This is a genomic window from Clostridium estertheticum (assembly GCF_011065935.2).
GTDB classification, from domain to species: domain Bacteria; phylum Bacillota; class Clostridia; order Clostridiales; family Clostridiaceae; genus Clostridium_AD; species Clostridium_AD estertheticum_A.
Window position 1 is genome coordinate 889566 of the sequence record NZ_JAAMNH020000001.1, and the last position, 15773, is coordinate 905338.

Here is a 15773-nt window from a genome sequence, read left to right on the forward strand (position 1 = left end):
GTAAATTGGGTTAGAGAAACAAATGTATGATTTGATGTAAAATCGTACATCCGTAACCAGGAGGAATGCTTACAACAATAGGAACATTATTTTCTTTGAAACCTTTACTAATTAGCATTTTGCGAAATATACCTGGCCTGTATACCCATTAGCTGTTGCTATAGGATTATTTCAGCTATATTTGTTTGGTGGAAGAAAGCGTGGACTACTTGTTTAATGAGTAGCTAGTAAAACTTATTGCTTTTACTAGCTATTTTTCTGTCCACTAAGGTCATAATATAAATGGGAACGTAGTGGAGTACTTCTGTTTGCTAATGGAATGCTTGTGCTTGGTAATCTCGGAGGTGGTAGAGGGGGACGAAGTGGACCGCTTGCTAATAACTCATCCCTAGCTAAGTTAATTTAGCGGTTTGTAAGTACATCCACAGAACTTAAGAAGTGCCTCATTAAAAAGACGGATATGAATTTTTTCATCTAGTATAATTCTCCTTAGGATAGCCTGAACATATGGATCAGAAATCATTCGTATGTGCTTTTGATATCCTGCGATAGCTTTATACTCTGAATCAATATCTGCTTTTAAACGATCACAGAGTTGAACTCCGTAATAAACAAAGCTTCCATTCCAAAAATTGCCGCAAGTACTGTATGAACCTGCTATTATTGGATTTCCTCCTAATTTTTTAACTGTAGCTGCTATTATCTCCATATGATGCATTTCGGTAATAGCAACATTTTCTAGTAATTCTCCGAGATTCTTATCGATAAGCTTAAAAAAGAAATAGTGATAAAGATACTGGCTAATGGCAGTAAACTCGCTTACTAAACCTGCATAATCATCCATCAATAATGATGCATAGTAGAGATTTGGGCTAAGTACTTGTACCTCAGGGTAGGGAGATGGGTCTGCATACTTATCTTTTTTATGCATTTCATAGTCCATTTCACTCAAAATAAATTCCTCCTATATTAATAGCACTGTTAATATATATTTATATGGAGTATATATTATGAGTGGACAATAAAGAATTATTTTTCGATTTAAAAAATATTAATAAATGCTGTGCTGTAAGAGCGGTACGAAGTCCTTTTATTTTTCCAAAGTCACAGTTGCCTTAGCGGGTCATGATGTGACCCACGTGCTGAGTGAAGATGCCACTTGCCACGTGGGTGGCACTCTACTTATTATATTTAAGATTGAAAAATTCAACGGGTACATTATGCAGTGCTGCAATCTGTTCTAGGTTGTATTCGGGATATTCTTTCAGTAATTCATTAGGAATAAGCAGTTCTGCAGCAAAAATATTAGCTTCACGTTCAAATTTATCTTTTACACAAAAGGTGTGTCTTTGGAGAAATACTATATTTAATTTAGAGTGAAGAATAGCATGTCCAAGTTCATGGCTACATACTATTTTTTTGTTTACATAGTCTAAGTTATTATGGATATGTATAATTTTAAGTTTAGGACATGCCTGATAAAACCCCCTAGTACGGGCGCCTAAGTCGTCATACATAATCTTTATCTTTAGATATTCTGCAAGTTCAAAAGGGTCATTTGTTTTATATTTTTTTATCAGATGTTGTGCAACATTCCGTATATGCTCCAATTGAAAACCTCCAAATTAATCTATTAATCGGTATTGCTTGTATATTTTTTTGGTGTGTATTTCTTTTTATTTGAAATTTTAGCGTACTCTAGCCCCGCTCTTATGGATCTTGCTAAAATCTCTAGATCCTCTTCATCTAATATATCTCCATTTAGCATTATTGCATCCTGGGATTTAATCATATCTAATGTTCGATTAAGCAACTTACCAATATCTCGTTCATTGCTTTGGGTTAAACTCGGAATATATTGCGGGCTTAATCCATCACTTCTTATATCTGTTCTACCTAATAAATAGTCCATAGAAACCTTGAAAAAATCTGCAAAGGCTTGTAATGCTGGATTTTCAGGCACTTGAGCATTTTTCTCATATCTAGATATTGAACTTTTATTTATAGAAAAATTCTGAGCAAGTTTATCTTGAGTTAATCCTTTTTCCATTCTTAATTTTTTAAAACGTTCACCAAAGGTTGCCATAAAATCACCATCCTATATTTATTATCTCATAAATTTTGATAAATGTAATTATATGTTACATAAAATAAATAAGTTATATTTTTCTATTGACAAGTTGCGTTTAAAACAATAAAATATAGTAAAGATAATGTGTAAAATAAATACAAATAAGTAATATAAATATATAATCTTAATGTTTAAGCTTATTTATAGAAATTTATTTGAGAATAATATAATTTTACTACATTAAATCCGTTCACTGATGACCACAGTGAATATTTTTTGAAAGATAAGTTGTTTTAAAAACATCATAACATGAAATTATAACGTATATCAAGGGAGGAATAAAAAATGGCTAAATATAGGCAACTTCATACCGAATTTTGGAGTGATAGCTTTGTGCTTGAACTTACGCCAGAGGAAAAATACTTTTATTTGTATCTAATGACAAATACTAAAACAACGCAGTGTGGAATCTATGAAATATCGAAAAGAACTATTGAGACAGACACAGGCTATAATAGGGAAACTGTAGAAAAGTTAATTAAAAGATTCTGTGACTATAAAAAAATCTTATATTGTGAGGACACAAGGGAGCTTATGGTTATAAATTGGATAAAATATAACCTGCCTAACAATCTTAACTCTATAAAGTGTGTGCAACGAGAAATAAAGAAGAAGTAAGAAGTAATAAACAAAAAGCAATAAATAAAGAAGAAGAAGTAAGAAGTAGCAACGAAGTAGTAATAAAATTTGAAAATAATTCTGATGTTGATTCTGAGGGGCTTAAAAATATAATTAAAATTTTCGAGGAAAATGTACATGCTATCACCCCACTAGAATATGAAAAAATATTAGAGTTTACAACTCATGTAACTAATGAAGTTATCATTATGGCCATAGAAGAGGCTGTTATTTATAATGCGAAAACTATTAAGTATATAGCTGAAATACTCAATAGCTGGATTAGTCATGGCATAAAAACTGCAGATGAAGTAAGGGCCTATCAAAAAAAATGGGCTAATAAAAAGACAAATAGCCTAAGTCAAAATGTGAAAAAGGGTAGCTTCTGTGACTATGAGCAAAGAATTTATGATTTTGATGCTCTAGAAAAAAAGTTATTAGGCTATGCGGATAGTGAAGATCTAGAGTAATCAAGATAGAAAAATTAAAAGGCGGTGTATTTATCATGGAAAAACTAGTTGAAAAGGCTAAAACTAAAGAAAATGGAGCCACAGAAGAGATAATAGACAAATTCAAATATCTCATATTCAAAGAGGCATCAAGATATCACATTCCAGGTTTTGAGCTAGAAGATTTGGTGCAGCATGGATATCTGTCTGTTATAAAAGCCATAGATATGTATAAGCTAGGAAGCAATAGTTTTAATGGCTACTGCATAAATGCCATAAGAATGAATTTCAAAGCTCTTTTAAAAGGTCAAATAAAACATTTTAGAGAGGTTCCAAACAATGAAATGCTAGATTTTGATACCTTTGGAGATTATGAATTTACCTTAGAGGATGAAGTAATAGCCTATGATGAAGTTAAAAAATTATCTATAGCTCTTGATAAGCTTGCTCCTTTAGAACGTGATATTGTAGAGAGATATTATGTTTTAGACCAGTCCCTTGGAGAAATAGCCTGTGATAGTGATAAAAGCTACCATCAATTTGCAAGAATAAAAAGAAAAGCCCTAGAAAAACTGAGAGCACTTATGTAATTTTTTTAAAAACTCCGCACAAAACTTCGAAGGGGCATATATATTCAATGAAAACAAAATGAAAGGGGTGATTAACATGGCAGTTAAATCAACAAAGGTAGCCAGTGCGTTAAAGCTTACTATGATAGTAGGTGTTGACACCAAAGGCAAAGACAAATATGCAACAAAAAGGTTAAGCAATTTAAAAGTTGCTGCATTAGACGCGGACATATTTGAAGTAGGACAAGCTATCTCTAACATTAAAACTTACCCACTATTCGGACTAGACAGAGAAGATCAGTACAGCTTAGTTAATGCTTAGTTATTAGCTGAAAATTTAAAGCTAAAAATGAAAACCTAGAATTCAAAGCCCTTGAGTTAAATAATTAAAAGGAGGTAATGTGATATGCATAAATTAGCTATGAGATTTTTAACATCTACAGAAGGTAAGTATTTTACTTTAACGGTAGATGACATTAAAGCTGATGGAGATGGAGTTCCAACTGTGACAGAAGCTGAGGTAAATGCTCTTATGGATTTAGTAATTGCAAAAAACATTTTTGCATCAGCTAATGGTAACTTAATTGGCAAGAAAGATGCGAAGATAGTTACTACGGATACTAGTACAGTTGATGTAGCTTAGAAAAAAAGTAGTGCCTATTAAAGGGTAACAGGTTCCGTTTTGAAGTTCTTTTGAATAAATATCATGAATTTTCACTTAAATAAACGCTATGATTAAATCATAGCGTTTATTGTTGATATAACTACATTTAGGTATAGTTTCATTACATTATACATGTATTTTATCATATGTTTTCACATAAAGAATCACACTGTTAATAGATTTTTCCCATATATATACTGATTTATTTCTCAACTTTAGAAACATACTAAGGTTGAGGGGAAGTGATATTATGAAAAAAAGGTGTTTTTGTATATTTCTATTATTCTTTTTTATGTTTTTTCAATATTCTAGAACAGGCTTTGCTAAAAGTGAACATACACCTATGACATGCGAGGAAAAGTTAAATTTATTAGAACCCGCAAACCCAAAAACTATTTACGATTTACTAATTCAACTACAAATTATGCTTATTAGTGAGGTGATTATTAATCTAACTGAAAGAATCTCACGATACTACCATCAATTGTTGTTACATCACATTCTTTGCCTCCCCAATGCTGAGTTTTAACTTCTGTTATTTGATCCCAACCATTTTTCTTCACAAATGAATATAGTTGGTCTACGCCTTCAACACGCATGAAAGCAACAGTTTGTTTTGAATGTTCGCCAAAAAACATGTGAATACCATTAAATGTAGTTATTTTCATATTAACTAATTCCCCAGGTATTGGCAATGCACACCCATAGGTTCCCATTCCATCTTTATTTCTTTCATCAATATTTACGTACCAACCTAAAACAGTTTCAAACCATTTTGCAGTTTTATCCATGTTCTGTGTGTAATAGACAGGACCGTTTTCTTTAACGGAATACCCTCTTTGTTTCAAATCTTGCATAGTTTGTTTTCCTCCTAAAATAGATTGAACAGATATTTTGGCGAATAAATTGATATTCTCGATATGACTGCGCGCTATCATAGGAGAAACCCCATGGAAACGGGTAAAAGCACGTGAAAAACTTTCTGGTGACTCATATCCATATTTCAAAGCAATGTCAATTATCTTTGCCTTGGATGATGATACCTCGATTCCTGCCAGTGCTAATCTTCGATTGCGAATATAATCACCAAGTGAAATACCACACACGATAGAAAAAACACGTTGAAATTGAAAACTTGACATATATGCCTGACTTGCAATGACTTCTGCTTTTAAAGCATCAAGGATATTATCCTCGATAAAGTCAATTGCTCTTTGAATGCAACTTACCGTATCCACTTACTCACCCCCTCTGTCTGTTTTATAGTATAAAGAAATTTTCCATAGACTTCATGATATTTTTTGCTTGTTTCGGCTAATATAAATACTCTTCACTTCGCAATATTTTACCAGCGTAACGTACTTTAAGAATATTGTGCAAGAAACTTACTGTAGATTATGCTTATTAGCGGAGGTTAATCCAATATATTTGTTGTTCTTTACCTTCATGGAAATTTTCGCCTGTTAATATACCACCGCAACTCATCGCAGTCTGACTTGAAGCAATATTATCTTTATCACAGATAATCATTACTTTTGGAATTTTCATATCTTGTGCAATTTCTAAAACAAGTAATAATTGTTGCTTACCATAACCTTTTTTTCGCTCAGTTGGACGAATGCCATAGCCTATTTGTCCTCCATGTTTTTCTAATTCATCAGTTAAAAAGTGACGGAGTTGAATAGTACCTATAATTCTATTATCAGATTTTCTTACAGAAAAGAATGTGCTGGAATGAACATTATTGCGAAGTTTATCTTTCTCAATTGAAAGAACAATTTCAAGCCATTCATCCAAATCATTATAACGGGCTAGGCCACAACTGCCATTGATATTAGTTTCCTCAAAGTCTAAATACTCTTGTTTGTATTCCAGAATTTTTTCTTCTAAAACCTTTGATGGGTTTACTAAAATTAATTCACTCAATTTAATACCTCCTAATATAAATAATCTGTAGCACCGCCTTAAAATACCAATCCGACGTAACTCTTAGGAATATTATAAAGTTCTATTTTAATCTCTGAAAGGTGCCATTAGTACATTGCGAATCAGTAGGTTACTTAATCACCTACCAAAATTAAATAAATAATCATTGCAGTGGTCGGGTATGTAAGCCTTACACTACCTTGTTGCTCTTAAAAATTTTCCTATAAATTAAAGTTCCAAATCCAATTGATAAGGCAATAAACGTTCCTATGGATGCAACTACATTACCAACAAATAATGAAGAAAGTGAATCTATTAGTGAATTGTCATTAACAAGATAGGTCCAAGTAGAAGAAGGTGGCTTTATCCGCTCTTTTAAGCTAATGAGTCCCTGCTCTGATATATCTAACGTTTCAAAATCTTGTAAGATTCTCTTTTGTATCTCTTGCTGTAGAACTTGAAATACGCTGGCTGCTTCAATTTGAAATTCTTGCAACGGGTTTTTACGACTTAGTATGCTTAACTTTACTCCATCTTGAAGATATGCTACATGAGCAAGATAATCAGCCCAAACTTCATTAATATTATATAGTGCAACTTGTTTTTCAAGTTCATTTACAGTGTCCTCACTAAAGAAGTTAACTAATTTTGTAAATAACTGTGGATGCTCTAGGCTTAATATATTAAAAGGTAAACTATCATATACTACTTCCATCCTCCTTTGGTGAACAACAATTCGCTGATTTTCTATGAAAGAGGAATACTGCCATAATGCTCTCCGTAAATCTGAATCCTGGCCCTGTATAACTCTCTGCACATGTTCTATTTTACTTGCTATTCTGGGACTCGTCAAAGGTTCCTCTTGCATCTTTGGTCTAATTGACGCGGGTATTAATTTATCGATACCATATCTTTTAATGAGGTCATCTTCAAGGCTTATAAAAAATTTTGACATGCCAACATCACCCTGACGACCAGTTCTTCCTTTAAGTTGCTTATCAATGCGTTTACTCTCGTGCCTATTAGTACCTATAACGTATAATCCTCCAAGGGAAACAATCCTATCTCTATTAGCTCCATCTTGGCCCCCGAGTTTTATATCAGCACCTCTACCAGCCATATTAGTTGAAACGGTAACTGCATAAAGAGTACCTGCTTGTTCAATAACATGGGCTTCAAGTTCATCATTTTTTGCGTTTAAAATTTTATATTTAACGCCTACCTTATTTAATTCCTCAGCCAAATATTCTGACTCTGCTACACTACAGGTGCCGACTAAAATAGGCTGTCCTGTGTCATGTACTCTTTTGATTTCTGAGCTCACAGCCTTGTATTTGGCTTTTTTGTGTGTGAATATTACGTCTGGATAATCTATTCGCTTGCAAGGAATATGTGGTGGAATTACTAGCACATCCATATCATAAAGCTCGGTAATTTCATTCAAGGAGTCCATTGCTGTACCAGTCATCCCAGCAATTTTTTTATAAAGCAAAATGAAATTCTGCAAAGTTATCTGATTCACAATACGTCCTTTTGATTGGATGCTAATACACTCCTTAGCTTCAAGGGCTGCTTGAATTCCGTCAGGCCAACGTCTATTTTCAGCGGTGCGTCCGGTAAACTTATCTACCATTTCAATTTTACCATCTCTAACAATGTAGTCTATGTCTTTCGTAAGTAAGGCAATTACATGAAGAATATTATGTACCTCACTAAGTAATTTAAAGTTTTCTTTTGCATATAAATTTTCACAGCAAAGCATATTTTCTACTCGTATTAGTCCTGTTTGTGTCAAAAACACATTACTTTTAACTTCATCCTTGTCATAGTCTACTTCAGGTTCCAGTCCTCTTATAACTTCCATTGTTTTTAAAAGTGTATCATCTTCGGGGTCGCCTCCTGTCGCAATAACTAATGGTATCCTGGCTTCATCAATTATTATGGAATCTGCCTCGTCTACTATGGCAAAATTAAATGGACGTAGCATAATTTCACTTTTTTTATAAGAAAGTGAATCCATTAAATAATCAAATCCAGCTACCTTCGCAGTTACATATGTAATATCGCAATCATAAGCCCTTTGCTTTTCATGCCTTTCCATAGTTTCCTGTACAAAACTCACAGTTAATCCAAGCATTTCATATACAGGACCCATCCAAGTTGCATCCCTACGAGCTAAATAATCATTAAAAGTAAGTATATGGCACCCACGACCTGTAATTGCATTTAAAAATGCAGGGAACACAGCGGCTAAAGTTTTGCCTTCCCCGGTCTGCATCTCTATTAATCTTCCCTTATGCATAGCTATTCCAGCAATCAGTTGTTCATCGTATGGAGTGAGCCCTAGTACTCTTTTAACCGCCTGTTTCGCAAGTGCAAAGGCTTCTATAATTATATCATCCATAGATTTCTCTTCTAAAATCTTACTCCTGAGCTCATGTGATTTATCTAGAATACCTTTATTATCCAATGAATCAAATTTAAGACGATTTATTTGTTCTACTATTTTTTTGTATCTACAGTATTCTGACTTATTTACTAAATCATGAAATTTTTTTCTAATACTAATAGACATATTAATCACCACTCTTTCAGTATAAATAATTTAATTAATTATCTTCTTTATTTTCTAATTTGTTTAGAATAACATCTATCTTTTCGCCATCTCTTTATTTCTATTAACAAAACTTATAAAGCCTTGTATTGCTTTATATACCACTACTATGGGGATTCAATCTTCCCCATCTTTCTGAAATTAGCTTTTAAATTAAGGTCATTAACTGTAATTTCCACAAATGTATCTATAATCCTTCTAAACTCTGATTATTTATAAAAAATGGACGTATTTCCCCCCTCCCCTAAATAAACACTTTATGCTATTCTGTTATTTATCCTGGTGGAGAATAGTTTTGGCGATTTAACTTGTCTTTTGTCAGCATTTTGCCCTTACCACAACAAGTACAAATATTTATATCTATTCCTGTCAGCTTAAGAAGAAGCTCTGATGCATTTAATTTAACCTCTGAGTCTTGTTTTTTACTTTGCACTGCACCAGTTAGGACAGTGCCTATTCCTGCAAGAATTATAAGAAACCCTCGTATGACCACATTCATCTATATGACCTCCAAGCTCCGCTGTTCTCCAAGCTTCAATAGAAATCATAGTTTTTTGAATATGTAGCGGCAACTTATGATTTCTCCTATATTCACCACCATATTGATTAAATATATCTTGAATCTCAATCAGCTTGTTTATCTTTTTCATCTAAAAGTATATCAAATGGACTCTTTATATTAAATGTTCCATTAATATGAAAAAGTAAGAAATTAATGAAAAAGAAATTTTAGTGATATAATAAAAGCATATTTTATGGGCGTAGATGTAAAACATTATAAATAGTAGATTAATAGTATATTATTAGGGGGGAGTTCATGTATAGTAAGTTTTTTGATTGTGATCGACAAGAAATAATGCGAGATTATTTTTTGAACACCCTCAGTAATCTTGGACAAATAGAAAAATACAACATTACCAATGCAATTTTTAACGATGCAAGAGGTCAACTTGCAGACGCTCTATTAAGGTTATTGTATACAGCGGAGCCAGATAGTGAAGGACTTGTTACGTTAAATAGGGTATACACCCATGAGGAATTAGCAAATAACATAGGCTGTTCAAGAATAACAATTACGAGATGTTTAAATGAATTCTTGAAAGATGGAGTTATCTGTTATGATGCTAAAAAAATTATAATTAATAAACCAGAAGTGTTAAAGACACATATTGATCTTGTTGTGGAAGAGTGAAGGCAGAAGCAGATGTAGAATTAAATATAATATATTTAAGCTGATGGAGGGGATACAGTGTTAAAAAATATAATTTTAGACTTTATGAAAGATAAAAATTTAAAATATTCTATTCTTATTAAGGATTTAAATTCTGATAAAAGCTGTTGCATAAATGAAGAGGAGGTAGTACCTTCAGCCTCCATAATAAAATTATTTATTATGGCAAAGACTTTTCAACTTGTGAGCAATGGAGAACTGAATTTAAGTGATAGAATTTCTATTAATAAGGAGGAGAGGGTACCGTACAGTATCATATATGTTCTTGATGATAGAAATACTTATACCATTAGGGATCTTATTACATTAATGATAATACAAAGTGACAATACTGCAACCAATCAACTCATACATATGCTAGGAATAGAAAATATAAATAAATTCATTGGTGAACTAGGATTTAAGAACACCATTTTAAAAAGAAAAATGATGGATTTTGATGCTAGGGTATTAGGAATGGACAATTATACTACGGCACATGATGTGGCCAAACTTTTAGAACTTATGGACAAGGGACAGCTAATTAGTAAAACTTACAGTGACATGATGATTAAGATAACGCAAATGCAACTGGACAATTCTATGATGAGAATTAACCTTGATGAGGAGCTTATTGTAGCACACAAAACCGGAGATCTACCTAATATAAAACACGATGTAGGAATAGTATACGCGAGGCATAAGCATTATATTTTTAATATGCTGACATGGGATGCCACTTGTGATAATTATGCAAGAGATATAATAGGAAAAGTTTCTAAAATTTCTTATGAATATTTAATTTTGGGAAGTGAACAAAATGAAGATTGTAACAGGAATTGTTTGTAATGACTATTAAACATATTAGGGAGGTAAGAGGCCTAGTTAATGTATCTGATATGGATAATAGCTTTATATTTGATTTGAAGTATGCAACAAAGGATAATTTTACTAAAACAGTAATATATCCAGTAAATGTATGTGTTCTCCAGAAAGAAACAGCCATAAAATTAATAAATGCCAAAGAGGAATTTAAAAAGCTAGGATATAGAATAAAGATATGGGACGCCTACAGACCAATGTATGTGCAAAAAATATTTTGGGGCATTGTTGGCGATGAAAGATTTGTTGCAAATCCTAATAAGAAGGGGTCAAGACATAGTTGTGGTACTGCAGTAGATATAACACTTGTTGATGAATATGACAGAGAACTTAAAATGCCTTCGGATTTTGATGATTTTTCTGAAAAATCTTGCAGAAACTATAAAGGTATGAATGAAGAAGAAAGAAAAAATATTAATTTTCTAACAGATGTTATGAAGCGTCATGGTTTTATTACAATAGATACTGAATGGTGGCATTTTGATGACAGTAACTACAGTAAATATGAAATTATTGATGTAAAGCTTGAATACTTTATCCTATAGTAAGCATCTAAAATGATTTGCAGATTCTATTTTTTTTCTTATAGTTTTATATTTAGAATTTAACAAAAATTGAATGATTATTTAAGGAAATTATCAATTTTGAAAAAGCAACATTGATTTAAATTTAAATATTGCTTATAATGTTATAAAGAGTATTATTTGTAATTAAAGACAAATATAATTTATAATTACAAAATTATAATTCTAAAGATTCAAATTTGTATCCTATTTAAAACAAATAAAGGGGGAACAAAATGAAAAAAGCTATTTCCTTAGTGCTTACTGCTATGTTAAGTATTTCAATCCTTTCAGGATGCACAAAAGCAGATCCAACCACAAGCGATTCAAAGGTTAAGCAAGAGTATTCTACTGTATACTCTGGGGAACTTACTACGCTAAATTATTTAGTTACGGCTAGCGAAAATGAGTTTGCAGCAGCAGCAAATTTAGTAGATTGTTTAGTAGATTATGATAAATATGGTGTAGTTAAACCTTCTTTAGCAAAAGACTGGAGTGTCTCTAGTGATGGATTAGTTTGGACATTTAATTTGCGTGAAGGGGTTAAATGGGTAACTAATGATGGAAAAGAATATGCGCAGGTAGAGGCTCAAGATTTTGTAGATGCTATGAAATATGTACTTGATAAAAAGAATAACTCAGAAACATCCAATATAGCTTACAGTGTTCTAAAAAATGGAGAAAAATTTTATAAAGGTGAAATAACTGATTTTTCGCAGGTAGGTATTAAGGCGAAGAGTAAATATCAATTAGAGTATACATTAGGGGCAGTTACTCCTTATTTTTTATCAATGCTTACTTATGTTTGTTTCATGCCCGTTAATGGCAAGTTCTTAAGTGAAACTGGAGCTAAGTTTGGTACAGATAATAAGAATTTACTATATAATGGTGCTTATCTTTTGCAAACATTTGAACCACAAAATTCTAGAGTGCTTATTGCAAATGATAATTACTGGGATAAGGCAAATGTATTTATTAAAAAGTTAACTTATAGCTATAACAAAGAAGCAGCTACACTATCCCCAGAATTATTTACAAGAGGACAAATTACTGACGCTACAATTCCTACAGCATCCATTGATGAATGGATGAAGGATACTACTAAGAAAGAAACGGTACGACCTCTTGCAACTACTTTTTATTCCTATTTTTATGCTCTCAATTTTGATCCCAAATTTGATGCTAAATATGAGCCTGGAAATTGGAAATTGGCTGTTAATAATTTAAACTTCCGTAAGTCACTATTTAGTGCCTTAGATAAAAAGGCAGCCATGATGACTGCAGAGCCTTATGAACCAGAAAGAAGATTAAGTAATACCATTACACCAAAAAATTTCATTGATATAAAAGGTGTAGATTATACACAGATAGGTTCACTGGCGAAGACATCCTCCCAAAGTAACTTTGATAGTGCTAAGGCAAAGGACTTTAAAACTAAAGCAATGGAAGAACTAAAGGGAAAAGTTACTTTCCCAGTAAAGATAGTTATGCCTTATAGCACTGCTTCTTCTGACTGGACTAATCGAGCACAGGTAATAGAACAGCAAATGGAAAACCTACTTGGAAAAGATTACATTGATATAATTATATTACCATATCCACCTACAGGGTTCTTAAATGCTACAAGACGTGCTGGTAATTATTCCTTTATGGAATGTAACTGGGGACCAGATTATGCGGATCCACAAACTTATACAGATCCATTCTCAACAGAAGGTAACTATAACAAGATAAATTTAGCTACTGAGTATAAAGAGGCTAATGGCAAGGGTAAATATGAGAACATGGTAAATGCTGCCAAGGCAGAAGTGCAGGATACTGAGAAACGTTATAAGTTATTTGCAGAGGCAGAACAGTTTTTAATTGATGAAGCTTTTGTTATACCTTATAGTTTAGGCGGTGGAGGTTTTATAGCTTCGAAATTAGAACCATTTACAGCTCCGTATTCACCATTTGGAGTTTCTGCAAATAAATTTAAAGGTCAAAAAATCATGGATAAAGCAATGAATACAGAGACATATAAAAAGGGTTTTGAAGCTTGGCAAGTAGAACGTGCTGCAGCACTTAAGGTAGCTTCAACTGTAAAATAATAAAAAATATTAGCAAGGATGGTTATTTTAACATTCTTGCTAATTGCTTATTTCTAACGATATGTTAAAAGGATAAATTGGAGGTGCTAGCAGTTGTTAAAGTATTCATTAAAAAGATTAGGAAAATCTATAATTACACTTTTTATTGTAATCTCAATTGTGTTTTTATTCATGCGTTTGATGCCGGAAGAGGGATATTTTGGACAAGGCTATGAAAAATTGGACTTAATACAAAGAGAAACTATCTTGACCAATTTAGGCTTAAATGATCCATGGTATGTCCAACTTGGACATTTTTATAAGGATTTGCTTAAAGGGGATTTAGGCACTTCCATTACATATAGGCCAAAGGTTGCAGTTTCTGAAATTATTAGTTCTAAAATATTATACTCCTTATATTTTGGGCTGGGTGCTTTGGCAATTGCTCTTGTAGCAGGAATCAGCTCTGGGATATTAATGGCTAGGAATAAAAATAAATTTTGGGACAAGTTAGGTAATGGATATATTGTAATTATAAATGCAGTTCCAGCTGCGGTTTATTATATATTTTTGCAGCTATATGTGACGGATATATTTAAATTGCCCATACTATTTGATAAAAGTAACCCCTTAAGCTTTATACTTCCGGTTTTATCTATGTCTCTTGGACCCACCGCTAGTTATGCAATGTGGATGAGACGTTATATGGTAGATGAATTAAATAAGGATTACATAAAACTTGCAAGAGCTAAGGGGCTTAGCAATAGAGTTATAATGACAAAACATGTTTTGAGAAACGCCTTTGTTCCTATGGCTCAGTATCTACCAGCATCTATTTTATATACTCTAGTAGGCTCCATATACATTGAATCTCTATATTCAATACCTGGTACTGGTGGGTTACTCGTTGATACTATTCAAAGACAGGATAATCCTATAGTGCAAGCATTAGTTTTAATATACGCTTCAGTGGGTATTATTAGTCTTTTTCTAGGGGACATGCTTATGGCGGGCTTTGATCCACGTATCAATCTAGAAAAGCAAGGAGGTACTAGATGAGTAATACAAAATTTGATAAAACTTTAGATAACATTGATCCTTCCTTGTTTGATTTTGCTAGCTATGATGCCAGCGAGGCGGAAAGAACTGGCTATTCTGATTATTCCTATTGGCAATCTACTTTTCATGTATTTCTAAAAAATAAGGTAGCAGCAGCCTTGCTAATTTTAATAACAGGTTTAGTTGCCTATACAGTGCTACAGCCATATTTGCCGGGTCAGAAATCGCCAACTACGATTTATAACAACGTGGAGACAGGTATTCAACTCAGAAATCATGCTCCTGATAAAGAGTTTTTGTTTGGTACTAATTCTATAGGACAGGACCTTTGGTCTCGAATATGGAGTGGAACAAGAACTTCACTGCAAATAGGAATGCTAGTTGGGGTATGGCAAGGAATTATTGGAATTACTGTTGGATGCTTATGGGGTTATGTGCGGAAATTAGATGGAATTATAACAGAGATTTATAATGTATTGGATAATATACCTAATACAATTATTATGGTATTACTAGCCTATATTCTGCGTCCTAGTATTTTCACTTTGGTGGTTGCTATGTGTATTACAAATTGGTTAAGTATGGCTAGATTTGTACGCAATCAAATAATTATAATTCGCGATAGAGAATATAATTTAGCTTCAAGGTGTCTCGGAACTCCTATAAGTAGAATTATTACTAAAAACTTACTTCCCTATCTAGTCTCAGTAATTATGCTTCAATTAGCTTTGGCTATTCCAATGGCCATAGGATCTGAAGTGTTTCTAACCTATATAGGCCTGGGCCTGCCTTTAAACACCCCATCACTTGGCAATCTTATTAACGAAGGCAGAATAATAATGATGGTTCCATCTTTAAGATATCAGTTGATTTTTCCAGCAGTAGTACTTTCAGTTATCACGATATCCTTCTATGTAATTGGTAATACTTTTGCAGATGCTTCTGATCCTAGAAATCACGTTTAGGGACATAATTCATGGAAAATACCATATTCACTATTAAGATATGAGGAGGTTCAA

At 32.8% G+C, this 15773-nt stretch carries 19 protein-coding genes; 11 read left to right on the forward strand and 8 right to left on the reverse strand.

The window, feature by feature from the left end; translation table 11 throughout:
* Window positions 1–397 precede the first annotated feature (397 nt).
* The 3 genes from G9F72_RS04075 to G9F72_RS04085 all read right to left on the reverse strand — a co-directional run bounded on the left by G9F72_RS04075 (window position 398) and on the right by G9F72_RS04085 (window position 2086).
* The gene (locus tag G9F72_RS04075; RefSeq protein ID WP_224676263.1) at window positions 398–943 is read right to left on the reverse strand and encodes a ferritin-like domain-containing protein; all 546 of its coding nucleotides are present in this window, start codon (window positions 941–943) and stop codon (window positions 398–400) included.
* A 235-nt stretch (window positions 944–1178) separates the two neighbouring features.
* Complete coding sequence (locus G9F72_RS04080; protein WP_224675949.1) at window positions 1179–1610, reverse strand: ImmA/IrrE family metallo-endopeptidase; 432 nt, start codon at window positions 1608–1610, stop codon at window positions 1179–1181.
* 23 nt (window positions 1611–1633) lie between these two features.
* Window positions 1634–2086 carry a helix-turn-helix domain-containing protein gene (locus G9F72_RS04085; RefSeq protein ID WP_164958508.1) on the reverse strand — a complete coding sequence of 151 codons (453 nt, stop codon included), beginning with the start codon at window positions 2084–2086 and terminating at the stop codon, window positions 1634–1636.
* A 330-nt stretch (window positions 2087–2416) separates the two neighbouring features.
* On the opposite strand from G9F72_RS04085, the gene G9F72_RS04090 reads away from it, so the two are divergent.
* The 5 genes from G9F72_RS04090 to G9F72_RS04110 all read left to right on the forward strand — a co-directional run bounded on the left by G9F72_RS04090 (window position 2417) and on the right by G9F72_RS04110 (window position 4410).
* Window positions 2417–2749, forward strand: a complete 333-nt coding sequence (locus G9F72_RS04090; protein ID WP_224675950.1) for a hypothetical protein — start codon at window positions 2417–2419, stop codon at window positions 2747–2749.
* Window positions 2719–3219, forward strand: a complete 501-nt coding sequence (locus tag G9F72_RS27330; protein ID WP_224675951.1) for a DnaD domain-containing protein — start codon at window positions 2719–2721, stop codon at window positions 3217–3219. The genes G9F72_RS04090 and G9F72_RS27330 overlap by 31 nt, the downstream gene beginning before the upstream one ends.
* Window positions 3220–3254: 35 nt before the next feature.
* Window positions 3255–3788: a sigma-70 family RNA polymerase sigma factor gene (locus G9F72_RS04100; RefSeq protein ID WP_164958507.1), complete on the forward strand. Its 534-nt coding sequence runs from the start codon at window positions 3255–3257 to the stop codon at window positions 3786–3788.
* Between the two features lie 76 nt (window positions 3789–3864).
* On the forward strand, window positions 3865–4089 hold the full coding sequence (locus tag G9F72_RS04105; RefSeq protein WP_164958506.1) for a DUF1659 domain-containing protein: 225 nt from the start codon (window positions 3865–3867) through the stop codon (window positions 4087–4089).
* An 84-nt stretch (window positions 4090–4173) separates the two neighbouring features.
* On the forward strand, window positions 4174–4410 hold the full coding sequence (locus G9F72_RS04110) for a DUF2922 domain-containing protein (RefSeq protein ID WP_164958505.1): 237 nt from the start codon (window positions 4174–4176) through the stop codon (window positions 4408–4410).
* A 467-nt stretch (window positions 4411–4877) separates the two neighbouring features.
* Here the strand turns inward: G9F72_RS04110 and G9F72_RS04115 are convergent, their stop codons facing one another.
* The 5 genes from G9F72_RS04115 to G9F72_RS04135 all read right to left on the reverse strand — a co-directional run bounded on the left by G9F72_RS04115 (window position 4878) and on the right by G9F72_RS04135 (window position 9621).
* Window positions 4878–5669, reverse strand: coding sequence for a helix-turn-helix domain-containing protein (locus G9F72_RS04115; protein ID WP_164958504.1), 792 nt, complete (start codon window positions 5667–5669; stop codon window positions 4878–4880).
* 166 nt (window positions 5670–5835) lie between these two features.
* Window positions 5836–6357 (reverse strand): GNAT family N-acetyltransferase, encoded by a 522-nt coding sequence (locus G9F72_RS04120; protein ID WP_164958503.1) that lies wholly within the window; start codon window positions 6355–6357, stop codon window positions 5836–5838.
* Between the two features lie 190 nt (window positions 6358–6547).
* Window positions 6548–8932, reverse strand: a complete 2385-nt coding sequence (secA2, locus tag G9F72_RS04125) for an accessory Sec system translocase SecA2 (RefSeq protein WP_164958502.1) — start codon at window positions 8930–8932, stop codon at window positions 6548–6550.
* 313 nt (window positions 8933–9245) lie between these two features.
* Window positions 9246–9470 carry a hypothetical protein gene (locus G9F72_RS04130; RefSeq protein WP_164958479.1) on the reverse strand — a complete coding sequence of 75 codons (225 nt, stop codon included), beginning with the start codon at window positions 9468–9470 and terminating at the stop codon, window positions 9246–9248.
* A complete protein-coding gene (locus G9F72_RS04135; protein ID WP_164958501.1) occupies window positions 9394–9621 on the reverse strand; it encodes a transposase zinc-binding domain-containing protein in 228 nt (75 codons plus the stop codon). The genes G9F72_RS04130 and G9F72_RS04135 overlap by 77 nt, the downstream gene beginning before the upstream one ends.
* A 167-nt stretch (window positions 9622–9788) precedes the next feature.
* Between G9F72_RS04135 and G9F72_RS04140 the strand changes: the two genes are divergently transcribed.
* The 6 genes from G9F72_RS04140 to G9F72_RS04165 all read left to right on the forward strand — a co-directional run bounded on the left by G9F72_RS04140 (window position 9789) and on the right by G9F72_RS04165 (window position 15719).
* Complete coding sequence (locus G9F72_RS04140) at window positions 9789–10163, forward strand: Crp/Fnr family transcriptional regulator (RefSeq protein ID WP_164958500.1); 375 nt, start codon at window positions 9789–9791, stop codon at window positions 10161–10163.
* An 84-nt stretch (window positions 10164–10247) separates the two neighbouring features.
* Window positions 10248–11030 (forward strand): serine hydrolase, encoded by a 783-nt coding sequence (locus G9F72_RS04145; protein ID WP_224675952.1) that lies wholly within the window; start codon window positions 10248–10250, stop codon window positions 11028–11030.
* Window positions 11030–11608, forward strand: a complete 579-nt coding sequence (locus G9F72_RS04150) for a M15 family metallopeptidase (RefSeq protein WP_164958498.1) — start codon at window positions 11030–11032, stop codon at window positions 11606–11608. Before G9F72_RS04145 ends, G9F72_RS04150 begins: the two co-directional genes overlap by 1 nt.
* 254 nt (window positions 11609–11862) lie before the next feature.
* Entirely contained in the window at window positions 11863–13716 is a 1854-nt protein-coding gene (locus G9F72_RS04155) for a peptide ABC transporter substrate-binding protein (protein ID WP_164958497.1), read from the forward strand.
* A 93-nt stretch (window positions 13717–13809) separates the two neighbouring features.
* Entirely contained in the window at window positions 13810–14754 is a 945-nt protein-coding gene (locus G9F72_RS04160) for an ABC transporter permease (protein ID WP_164958496.1), read from the forward strand.
* Window positions 14751–15719, forward strand: coding sequence for an ABC transporter permease (locus G9F72_RS04165; protein ID WP_164958495.1), 969 nt, complete (start codon window positions 14751–14753; stop codon window positions 15717–15719). Before G9F72_RS04160 ends, G9F72_RS04165 begins: the two co-directional genes overlap by 4 nt.
* Window positions 15720–15773 lie beyond the last annotated feature (54 nt).

Coding starts and splice junctions, on each gene's coding strand:
- G9F72_RS04150 (WP_164958498.1), top strand. CDS start 11,030: ATGACTATTAAACATATTAGGGAGGTAAGAGGCCTAGTTAATGTATCT.
- secA2 (WP_164958502.1), bottom strand. CDS start 8,932: ATGTCTATTAGTATTAGAAAAAAATTTCATGATTTAGTAAATAAGTCA.
- G9F72_RS04090 (WP_224675950.1), top strand. CDS start 2,417: ATGGCTAAATATAGGCAACTTCATACCGAATTTTGGAGTGATAGCTTT.
- G9F72_RS04145 (WP_224675952.1), top strand. CDS start 10,248: ATGAAAGATAAAAATTTAAAATATTCTATTCTTATTAAGGATTTAAAT.
- G9F72_RS04075 (WP_224676263.1), bottom strand. CDS start 943: ATGGACTATGAAATGCATAAAAAAGATAAGTATGCAGACCCATCTCCC.
- G9F72_RS04100 (WP_164958507.1), top strand. CDS start 3,255: ATGGAAAAACTAGTTGAAAAGGCTAAAACTAAAGAAAATGGAGCCACA.
- G9F72_RS04140 (WP_164958500.1), top strand. CDS start 9,789: ATGTATAGTAAGTTTTTTGATTGTGATCGACAAGAAATAATGCGAGAT.
- G9F72_RS04130 (WP_164958479.1), bottom strand. CDS start 9,470: ATGAATGTGGTCATACGAGGGTTTCTTATAATTCTTGCAGGAATAGGC.
- G9F72_RS04135 (WP_164958501.1), bottom strand. CDS start 9,621: ATGAAAAAGATAAACAAGCTGATTGAGATTCAAGATATATTTAATCAA.
- G9F72_RS04110 (WP_164958505.1), top strand. CDS start 4,174: ATGCATAAATTAGCTATGAGATTTTTAACATCTACAGAAGGTAAGTAT.
- G9F72_RS04165 (WP_164958495.1), top strand. CDS start 14,751: ATGAGTAATACAAAATTTGATAAAACTTTAGATAACATTGATCCTTCC.
- G9F72_RS04085 (WP_164958508.1), bottom strand. CDS start 2,086: ATGGCAACCTTTGGTGAACGTTTTAAAAAATTAAGAATGGAAAAAGGA.
- G9F72_RS04155 (WP_164958497.1), top strand. CDS start 11,863: ATGAAAAAAGCTATTTCCTTAGTGCTTACTGCTATGTTAAGTATTTCA.
- G9F72_RS04105 (WP_164958506.1), top strand. CDS start 3,865: ATGGCAGTTAAATCAACAAAGGTAGCCAGTGCGTTAAAGCTTACTATG.